This is a genomic window from Chloroflexota bacterium, from assembly GCA_018825785.1.
Lineage (GTDB): Bacteria > Chloroflexota > Dehalococcoidia > JACVQG01 > JAHKAY01 > JAHKAY01.
Genome location: JAHKAY010000010.1, coordinates 1 through 9,799 on the forward strand (window position 1 = coordinate 1; position 9,799 = coordinate 9,799).

Annotated in this window: 8 protein-coding genes and 2 pseudogenes; 7 read left to right on the forward strand and 3 right to left on the reverse strand. The window is 63.4% G+C overall.

Annotated features, from left to right (window positions below; genetic code table 11):
• A partial coding sequence (locus tag KJ624_02465) for a flippase-like domain-containing protein (protein ID MBU2008709.1) occupies positions 1-499 on the forward strand: 499 nt, incomplete at its 5' end.
• Here the strand turns inward: KJ624_02465 and KJ624_02470 are convergent.
• The 3 genes from KJ624_02470 to KJ624_02480 are packed head-to-tail and all read right to left on the reverse strand — an operon-like array spanning position 474 to position 2,856.
• Entirely contained in the window at positions 474-1,418 is a 945-nt protein-coding gene (locus KJ624_02470; protein MBU2008710.1) for a hypothetical protein, read from the reverse strand. The two genes, KJ624_02465 and KJ624_02470, sit on opposite strands and share 26 nt — an antisense overlap.
• Positions 1,419-1,426: 8 nt before the next feature.
• Positions 1,427-2,485, reverse strand: coding sequence for a hypothetical protein (locus KJ624_02475; protein ID MBU2008711.1), 1,059 nt, complete (start codon positions 2,483-2,485; stop codon positions 1,427-1,429).
• Complete coding sequence (locus KJ624_02480; GenBank protein ID MBU2008712.1) at positions 2,482-2,856, reverse strand: type II secretion system GspH family protein; 375 nt, start codon at positions 2,854-2,856, stop codon at positions 2,482-2,484. The genes KJ624_02475 and KJ624_02480 overlap by 4 nt, the downstream gene beginning before the upstream one ends.
• A gap of 88 nt (positions 2,857-2,944) precedes the next feature.
• On the opposite strand from KJ624_02480, the gene KJ624_02485 reads away from it, so the two are divergent.
• The 6 genes and pseudogenes from KJ624_02485 to rpoD all read left to right on the forward strand — a co-directional run bounded on the left by KJ624_02485 (position 2,945) and on the right by rpoD (position 9,783).
• Positions 2,945-3,109, forward strand: coding sequence for a hypothetical protein (locus KJ624_02485; GenBank protein ID MBU2008713.1), 165 nt, complete (start codon positions 2,945-2,947; stop codon positions 3,107-3,109).
• 81 nt (positions 3,110-3,190) lie between these two features.
• A complete protein-coding gene (gene ppsA / locus KJ624_02490) occupies positions 3,191-5,494 on the forward strand; it encodes a phosphoenolpyruvate synthase (GenBank protein MBU2008714.1) in 2,304 nt (767 codons plus the stop codon).
• Complete coding sequence (locus tag KJ624_02495; protein ID MBU2008715.1) at positions 5,491-6,519, forward strand: deoxyguanosinetriphosphate triphosphohydrolase; 1,029 nt, start codon at positions 5,491-5,493, stop codon at positions 6,517-6,519. The genes ppsA and KJ624_02495 overlap by 4 nt, the downstream gene beginning before the upstream one ends.
• Positions 6,516-8,309 (forward strand): DNA primase, encoded by a 1,794-nt coding sequence (gene dnaG / locus KJ624_02500; protein ID MBU2008716.1) that lies wholly within the window; start codon positions 6,516-6,518, stop codon positions 8,307-8,309. Before KJ624_02495 ends, dnaG begins: the two co-directional genes overlap by 4 nt.
• Positions 8,302-8,595: pseudogene (locus KJ624_02505) on the forward strand (hypothetical protein). Before dnaG ends, KJ624_02505 begins: the two are co-directional and overlap by 8 nt.
• Before the next feature lie 432 nt (positions 8,596-9,027).
• Positions 9,028-9,783, forward strand: a pseudogene (gene rpoD / locus KJ624_02510) (RNA polymerase sigma factor RpoD).
• Positions 9,784-9,799 lie beyond the last annotated feature (16 nt).

The window sequence follows — 9,799 nt, forward strand, 5'->3', positions numbered from 1 at the left end:
CTTTCTCTCCGTGCTGGCGATTGGGGTGGGGGTGGTGGCCCTGGGGGTCCTGCTTCTGGGGGCCATGGGGCGCTTCGGCCTGGCCTTCTCCCGCTTCCTCCCCCTGCGCCTGCGCTCCCTGTACCTACCCTTCCAGGAGGGCACCCTGGGCAGTTTCCGCCAACTCCTACCCGTCGGCCTCCAGGGTCTGGGGATATGGCTGCTGGAAACGGGCCGGTTCTATCTAGTAGCCCTGGCCCTGGGGGTCCACCCCAGCCCCTTCCTCCTCCTCTTCGCCGCCCAGGCCGTCGCCCTGCTCGTCGCCATCCCCTTCACCCCCGCCGGCCTGGGCCTGGTGGAGGCAGGGGTGGCAGGCGTGCTCATGACCGCCCTCACCAGGGAGGAGGCCTGGTCTGTAGCCCTGGTGGACAGGACCATCAGCTACCTCAGCCTGATTGCGGTGGGGCTGGTCTTCTTCGCCCTGAGGCAGATGTCTAGGGCAAGGTCCAGGAGCGGATAAAGGCCCCGCTGGGCACCCAGCTTGCATTGGCGACGGACCAAGCCGTGTTGGGGGGCTGGGTGTAGCCCGGTATCTGCCGGACATAAGCCTGGAGGATAACATCCCCGGCGGTGGCAGTAATCACATAGTCCCGGTAGGCTGTAAGATAGACCCAGGTATCCGCGGTGCCACCCGAGGGGGCAAAGGGGGCGGTGGTCTTGGTCTCCCGCCCCCGGGTGTTGTCAAAGACCACCGAGTAAAGCCCCGGCCCGATGGCTATGGACACCGAGAGGTTATTGGTGGCGGTGCCGGGAGTGCTCCCTGTGTCCAGGGTGGGGGGGTCCTTGGGCCAGTTGTCTATCCTCCCCGGTGGAAAGGGCTGGCCGGTGCGGTCGTCAATAGGCAGTCCATCCCACACCCCCACCCGGGAGACACCCCGAGGGCTGTAGGCCCAGTTTATTATCAGGATACCCGCCCTCACATTGAAGATGCGCATCAGGTAGCCGTAGCCCCCGGGGAGGGTGGCAAAGTCCGGATTGAGGGTCCCGGGGTCAAGGTACTGCTGCTGGCCGGCGGGCTGGGTCCCCGGGGAAGGGGAGGAGAGGCTCAGGCTCACCGTATATCCATTGACCGTTACCGAAGGGAGGGCATAGCTGGTAGTAATCTGGTAGGTGTCGTAGGGCTGGCCAGGTAAGTGGGGATTATAGGTAACATAGGTTGTGGGGATGCCGTCGGCACCCATTTTGAGGTCGGCCATCACCCTTTTTATGCCCGCCTCGGCGGCTGCCTGCTGATAGGCCCGTTCCAGGGCCTTGTCCCGGCTCCTTAGGGTGACCCCCGCATAGGTGAGCAGGGGGGTCACCACCAGGGCAGCCATGGCCATAAAGACCAGGGCCCAGGCCAGGGCCTGCCCCTTCTCTCTTCCGACCCTTTCTCTCATCTTTCCCCCTACGAAGCCAGGAACTGCAACTGGTCCGCGGAGAGGGTAAAGGTGGGCGTATTGGAAGCCTCCACCTTTATCCTTACCACCCTCACCTGGTTGATGTAGGCCAGATAGGCCGGGTCCAGAAGCAGGAAGTTAAAGTTCTGGGATGTGTCGGCCTGGGTGAGAGTAAAGCTGGCGGTCGCGGTGGACGAGAAATCGCCGGTGGCGGGGTCAATCACATAGAAGAGCACTGCTGTACCGGCCTTGCTGGACTGGGCGGTGAACCTCACCTCCACCTGGGAGATGGTAGAGGGTAAGGTCATGGTCTCGCTGTCCCCCCGCCAGGTCACCCACTTGGTGCCCCCGCCGGTGGTGGAGTCAACAACATAGAAGACCCCGTCTATATCCCGGAGGGCGGCCACCCCCCCGGAGACAAATGTCCCCCTCTGGATAGTGGGGGCAGAGGCCAGGTAGTAGGTGTATACGCCCGGGGGCGGGGTGGGGGTGGCGGTCTGCCCCGGGGGGGCCACCAGGGGCTCCTGCCGGGGCCTCAGGGCGGCGGTAATGGTGGCACTCTCGGTAACAGGACTGGCTCCCGCCTCTTCTACAGTAGCCGTGACCCTCACCTCCAGGTAGTAGCTGGAGGGAAACCAGGAAAAGCTGACATCCCCTTCCTGGGCGATGTGCCTGGCCAGGGCCAGGGTGCTCTGCGGCACCCCACCCACCACCTCCTGGCGCATCAGGTTCCCCGATTCATAGTAGTAGGTGACGCTAGACTGGGAAACCCCCGCCCCGGTCCGGGAGTTCCACTCAAACCGACCATAGTTAGGGCTGGAGAGGGGGGTATAGGCCTCCGCCATGTTTGCGTCCCGGCTGGCCCAGTAGTTCACCTGCTCCACGTCAGAGAGGGCAGTCAGGGTGTCCTGGGGACGGCCAGGGAGCCAGATGAGGGCAAAGACCGCCGCCGCCAGGCCCGTTACCACCAGCCCGGTGAGGGCCAGTCCGATGAGCACCTCCGCCAGGGTGAAGCCCCTTCCGCCCTCCCCCCCGTTCCCTTGACGGCTACCTGCCTTTGCCCTCATTCCCTCACCTTGTAGCCCTGGAGCTCCATATTGCCGAAAGGCCCGTCCACCCTGATGGTGATGAGCTGGACTGTCTCCGGGGCAGCGCTTCCACCGGGGTACTGATAGCTCACCGGCACCGTCGCCGTTATCTGGATGGTGTAGCCAGCCGGGATACCGGGGACCTGGGTATAGGCGGCGGGGAGGGGGTCATAGGGCTGGCGGAGGACATCCTCCAACTGGCCCTGGGCCAGGCGATACATGCTTGCCCGGTCCTGGGCCCGGTCCGCCGCCGTCACCCCCACCGATACCCCTCCCAGGAGGGCCGGGACTGTGACAGCCGCCAGGGCCAGCCCGATGAGCACCTCCAGGAGAATATAGCCCCTTTTCATCAGCCCCAGTTTATCCCCCGCCTGCTAGTGGGTCAATGTGGAAAGTGGTAAGATATTCACGCTATGTGGTGGCGAAGGCGTGGCTTTCATGCCGGGTTCCGTTTCGGCTTCCCACCGTTCTTCATTCTACTTCGGCTCCCGTCCCTTCCCCAGCAAAGAAGAATACATCAAGATGCTGGAGGACCATAAGAAGGAACTGGAGGTAGAGCTCCAGGAGGTAACCAAAGAGATAGAAGAGCTCAAGAAGGGCTAGAGCCGGCCGACGGGTATGGTATACTGAGAAAGCCTCGGGCTTTCCAGTCTCTCATTTTTTTGGCGAAGGAGGACGGGCCCCATGGGAAAGGCCAACCGGATAGTTGTACTCTTTAAAGAAGTAGGGAAGGAAGACTTATCCCTGGTCGGAGGGAAGGGGGCCAACCTGGGCGAGCTCCTCCGCCACGGCATCCCTGTCCCGCCTGGCTTTGTCGTTACCGCCCCGGCCTATTCATCCTTCCTGGAGAAGGCCCGCCTCAAAGCCCCTATCCAGGAACTCCTGGAAAAGCTGGACCGCTCTGATACCCAGGCCCTCCAGGAGACCGCCGCCCGCATCAAGGAACTGATAACCGAGGCCCCTATGCCCGCCGAGATAGCCGAAGCCATTGAGCATGCCTACAGAAATCTGGGGGGAGGGTCGGTGGCAGTGCGCTCCTCGGCCACAGCCGAGGACCTGCCGGAAGCATCCTTCGCCGGCCAGCAGCGGACCTTTCTCAACGTGCGGGGAGAGAAGGAGGTGGTGAAGGCCGTCCTGGGCTGCTGGGCCTCCCTCTTTGAGCCCCGGGCTATCTTCTACCGCACCCAGCACCGCTTTGACCACCTGGACATCGCCATTGCCGTCCCGGTCCAGCGCATGGTCCAGTCCCATGTCTCGGGGGTAATGTTCACCGTGGAGCCGGTAGCCTCCGATAGTAGCAAGATAGTTATTGAGGCCGTCTTTGGACTGGGGGAGGCCATCGTCTCGGGCGAGGTAACCCCGGACCTCTATGTGGTGGACAAGAGGGACTTCCAGATTGTGGAAAAGAAAGTGGGGCGTCAGGAATGGCAGCTCATCCGCAACCCCCTGCGCTGGGGGGCCAAAGGAGAAGCCAATATCAAGGTCACCCTCCTCCCCCAGGAACAGACCCTCCAGAAGCTCACCGACCAGGAGGTCCTGAAGCTGGCCCAACTGGGAAAGCAGATTGAGGACATCTACAAGTTCCCCCAGGACATTGAATGGGCCAGGGAAGGCAGGGAGTTCTTCATCGTCCAGACTCGCCCCGTCACCACCATGCGCGCCCGGGAGGAGGCGTTGCCGGAGATAGACCTGCCCCTCATCCTCACCGGGGCAAAGGGCAGCCCGGGCATCGCCTCCGGCCCGGTAAAGATAGTGTCCGATGCCAGCGAGATAGGCAAGGTGGCCAAGGGGGATGTGCTGGTGGCCAAGGTGACCAACCCCGACTTCGTCCCCGCCATGAAGAGGGCGGTGGGCATTGTTACCGACGAGGGGGGCCGGACCTCCCACGCCGCCATCGTCAGCCGGGAGCTAGGCATCCCCTGCGTGGTGGGCACCAGCAAGGCTACCCATGTCCTGAAGGACAGAACCATCATCACCGTTGACGGCTCCCAGGGCAAGGTCCACCTCGGCCGGGCGGTGGTCTCCCCCGCCCCCACCCCCCGCGTGGTCCGCCGCGCCCTCCACACCAAGACGAGGCTTTATGTCAACCTGGCCGAGCCGGAAAGGGCGGAGGAGATAGCGGCCCGGGATGTGGAGGGGGTGGGGCTCCTCCGGGCCGAGTTCATCATCGCCCAGATAGGCCTCCACCCCCGCTATGTCCTGGCCAAAGGGCGGCAGGAGGAGTTTATCAGCCGCCTGGCCGAAGGCCTCACCACCTTCACCCGCGCATTCCACCCCCGCCCGGTGGTCTACCGCACCACCGATTTCAAGACCAACGAATACCGCAACCTGGAGGGCGGGGCCGAATACGAGCAGGAGGAAGAGAACCCCATGCTGGGCTACCGGGGCTGCTCCCGCTACGTCCGGGAAAAGGATGCCTTCCAGCTAGAGATAGACGCCATCAAGAGGGTTAGAGAGAAATACAACAACCTCTGGGTGATGGTCCCCTTCGTCCGCACCGTGGAGGAGATGGCCCGGACCAGGGAGCTCCTGGAGGCAGGAGGGCTCAAGGCTTCGGCAGACTTCAAACTCTGGATGATGACCGAGATCCCATCCAACATCTTCCTCCTGGGCAAGTTCATCGATGTGGGCATAGACGGCATATCCATCGGCTCCAACGACCTCACCCAGCTCATCCTGGGCATTGACCGGGACAACACCCTCCTGGCCCAGGACTTTGATGAGAGAAACGAGGCAGTGATGCTCGCCCTAGAGCAGGCCATCAAGACCTGCGTCCACCGGGGCATCACCAGCTCCATCTGCGGCCAGGCCCCCTCGGTCTACCCTGAACTTACCGAGAAGCTGGTGGAGTGGGGGATTACCTCCGTCTCCGTCAGCCCAGACATGATAGACCAGACCCGGGAAATAATCGCCGATGTGGAAGCCCGCCTTGCCACCCCTTCCCGTCTCCGCCGCCTGGCCCGGAGCCGTGAAGAAGAGGAAGGATGACCCTCGGTGAAGTCCGCCAGCGCCTGGAGGAGAGGGAGGAAGCTCTCTCCCCCTATGCCACAAGAAGCTCTCTGAGCCACCGGCTCCGCCCCGAGCCCCCCGACGCCCTCCGCACCACCTTCCAGCGGGACAGGGACCGTATCCTCCACTCCAAGGCCTTCCGCCGCCTCAAGCACAAGACCCAGGTCTTCATCAACCCGGAGGGGGACCATTTTGTTACCCGCCTCACCCATACCCTGGAGGTAGCCCAGATAGCCCGCACCATCGCCCGGGCCCTGAACCTGAACGAGGACCTGGCCGAGGCCATCGCCCTGGGCCACGACCTGGGCCACACCCCTTTCGGCCACACCGGCGAGGAGGCGCTGGACCAGCTCTACCCCCACGGCTTCCACCACAGTGAGCAGAGCTTGAGAGTGGTGGATGTCCTGGAAAACGAGGGCCAGGGGCTGAACCTCACGAACGAGGTGAGGGATGGCATCCGTCACCACTCCAAGGCCGGTATTGATGCCGCGGGGCCTGCCACCCTTGAAGGGCAGGTGGTCAAGCTCTCCGATGCCATCGCCTATATCAACCACGATACCGCCGATGCCACCCGGGCCGGCCTGCTGCGGGAGGAGGACCTCCCCCCCCATGTCTTCGCCGTCCTGGGCCGGACCACACGGGAGCGGCTGAACACCCTGATTGCCGATGCCGTCTCTTTCTCCTGGTCCGCCACCGGGCTGGTGGATGCAACAACCCCGGTCATCGGCCTCAGCCCCAGGGTAAGAGAGGCGGCCGAGGCCCTGAGGGAGTTCCTGTTTGAAAAGGTCTATGACCAACTGGCCGAGCTGCAGGAGGCCCGGAGGGCCAAAGAGGCGGTGCGCCTCCTCTACTCCCACTACCTCCACCACCCCGAGGCCCTCCCCCCCGAATACCTCACCCGGGATGAGCCCCTGGCCACCAGGGTGGTGGACTACATCGCCGGCATGACCGACCCCTTTGCCCTCAGGCTGGCCCAGGAGATAGCCCAGGCTTCCTTCCCATGAGTACCGTAGAGGACATCAAGCAGAAGCTGGATATTGCCGAGGTCATCTCTGGATATGTGAAACTTCAGAAGTCGGGCAGGAACTTCCGGGCCCTCTGTCCCTTCCACCAGGAGAAAAGCCCCTCCTTCTATGTCTTCCCGGAGCGGCAGAGCTGGCACTGCTTTGGTGCCTGCCAGACAGGGGGGGACCTCTTCACCTTCATTATGAAGAAAGAGAACCTACCCTTTGGCCAGGCCCTCCATCTTCTGGCCCAGAGGGCCGGGGTGCCCCTGCCCCCTTCCCCCCGCCGCCAGGAGGAGGAACAGCAGAAGGAGAGGCTCTACAGCCTCAATGAACAGGCCGCCAGCTTCTACCACCAGGCCCTTCTGGGCCCGGCGGGCCAGGCCCCCCGGGAATACCTCAAAAAGAGGGGTCTCCTTCCCCAGTCCATGGAAGACTTCCAGATAGGGTATGCCCCCGCAGAGGGGCAGGCCCTCCTCCAGCACCTTTCGGGGCTGGGCTACAGCCGGGAGGCCATCCTGGCCTCAGGCCTGGTGGGAGAGAGGGATGGGAAGCTCCGGGACCTCTTCCGCCACCGCCTTATCTTTCCCATCCGGGAGCCTGGGGGGCGTGGTGCGGGGTTGGGAGGGCGGGCCTTGGACGAGGCCATGCCCAAATACCTCAACTCCCCCCAGAGCCCCATCTTTGATAAGAGCAGCCTCCTCTACGGCCTGGACAGGGCAAAGGAGGCCATCCGCCAGAAGGACCGGGCCATTATTGTGGAAGGGTATATGGATGTCATCGTTGCCCATCAGGCGGGCTACACCGAGACCGTAGCCACCATGGGCCTGGCCATATCAGAAAAACACCTCTCCCTCCTCAAGAGGTCAACGAAGAACCTGGTCCTGGCCCTGGATGCCGATGCTGCCGGGGCCCAGGGCCTCTTCCGCGCCATAACCGATGTGGCCGCCCCCGCCCAGCACAGGGAAAGGCCCTATGACTGGTTCCTGAACGCGGCCTCCCTGGATGCGGAGCTAAGGGTGCTGGTGCTACCCCCGGGGAAAGACCCTGATGAGGTCATCCTCCAGGATAAAGGTCTCTGGGAAAGCCTCGTCTCCCAGGCCCCCCCGGCCATGGACTACCTACTTAAGACCCTGGTGGAGGCCACCAACCTCCAGGACCTGCGGGAGAAGGAGGCCCTGGTGGAGAAGCTCAAGCACCTTTTCCAGGGCCTGGAGGGCTCAGTGCGCTGGGCCCACTACCTGCAGAAACTCTCCCGCCTTATAATGGTAGAGGAGAGGGTCCTGGCCAGCGCCCTCCGCTCCCGGCCCCTCCGGAGGGGGCCCCGGGGAGAAACACGGCTGCCAGGGGCCCCCTCGGTGGAAAGGAGTTGCCTGGCCTTCCTGCTCCGTCATCCTGAGCTGAAGGGACAGGCGGATGTCTTGTCGGCGGAATATTTCCGGGAGGGCCAGCACCGGGAGGTCCTGAGGTTGTGGAAGGAGGACCCTGACCCCCAGGCCCTGGCCCAGAGGCTGGACCCGGTCCTCCGGGAATACCTGGAGGGCCTCCTGGCCCAGCCAGCGCCCCCGGACCTGAAGACGCCGGAGGAAGAGTCGAGGCAGATGGCACTAAGGCTTAAGGAACTGTATCTCCAGGGCCTCAACAAGGCCAGGGAAGAACTCCTGGCCACGGAAGAGGGAAAGGGCTCGGCTGCCCGCCTGGAGGAAATGGGGCTGGAGATAAGCCGGGAGCTGGCCCGCGTCTATCAGGATAGGGCCCGGCTCCGGCTGTCCAGGAGCAGCAATGCCTGAAGATAAGAGAAAACCCGTGGAACCAGCCAAGCCAGAACAGGAAGATATCCTGGAAGAGGAGGAGGAGGAAGCCCCTTCTGCGGAAGAGGAAGAAAAGCCTATCCCGGAAGGGATTGAGGCCAATGAATGGGCCGAGATAACCAAGCTTGAGGCGGAACTGGAGATGGACCTGGATGATGCCGAGGGGGTGGACGACCCCGTCCGCCTCTACCTCCGGGAAATAGGCCGGGTCCATCTCCTGAAGGCGGCCGAGGAAAAGAGCCTGGCCCGGAAAATAGAGGTGGGCAAGCTCCTCCAGAAACTCCGCGACGGGTTCTTCAGGAGGCAGGAGAGGGAGCCCACCGAAGTAGAGACCCTCTTCCTGGTCCTGAGGGAGATTGCCGTGGCCGCCTGCATCATCTCGCCCCTCTTCAAGGCACTGGGGCTAAAAGGCAGGAGCCTCCCCGACCTCCTCCAGCCAAAGCTGCGCCTGGCCATTGACGCGGGCCTCAACCTTGACCTGATAGCTGGGCTCGCCTCCGCCTGTAAGATGACCCCAAGGGAGGCCGAACAGCACCTCCTCCTTCTCTCCCTCGCCAGCCACCTGATTCCCCCGGAGTTCGTCACGGCGGTGGGCCTGGGCCCCCAGATATACTGGTCGGGCCTGGAAGCCCTGCTAAAAGACGAGGCCTTCCGCAGGGGCCTCCATACAGGGGAGGGGGCCTTCCATAGCTTCTACCAGAGGATAAGGCAGGATGCGGAGAGGTCAGAAAGGCACCTCACCGAGGCTAACCTGCGCCTGGTGGTGAGCGTAGCCAAGAAATATATGGGCCGGGGGATGTCCCTCCTGGACCTCATCCAGGAGGGGAACATCGGCCTCATCCGGGCGGTGGAGAAGTTTGACTACCGCAGGGGGTACAAGTTCAGCACTTATGCCACCTGGTGGATCCGCCAGGCCATCACCAGGGCCATCGCCGACCAGGCCCGCACCATCCGCATCCCCGTCCACATGGTGGAGACCATAAACAAGCTCTTCAGGACAAGCCGCCGCCTGGTCCAGGAGTGGGGCCGGGAACCTACCAGCGAGGAGCTCTCCCAGGAGATGGAGATGCCCCTGGAGAAGGTCAGGGAGATAATGAAGGCCTCCCAGGAGCCGGTCTCCCTGGAGACCCCCATCGGCGAGGAGGAAGATAGCCACCTGGGCGACTTTATTGAGGACCGCACCGCCCTGGCCCCCGCCGATGTGGCCTCCTACAAGCTCCTCAAAGAGCAGATAGACGAGGTCCTCTCCACCCTCTCCCCCAGGGAGCGGCGCGTCCTCCAGCTCCGCTTCGGCCTGGAGGACGGGCGGGCCCGCACCCTGGAAGAGGTGGGGAAGGAGTTCGGCGTCACCCGGGAACGCATCCGGCAGATTGAGGCCAAGGCGTTACGCAAGCTGCGCCACCCGTCCCGTTCCAAGCAGCTGAAGATCATTTGGAAAGATTGGGCCTCGTGACCATCTCGGCTCCTTC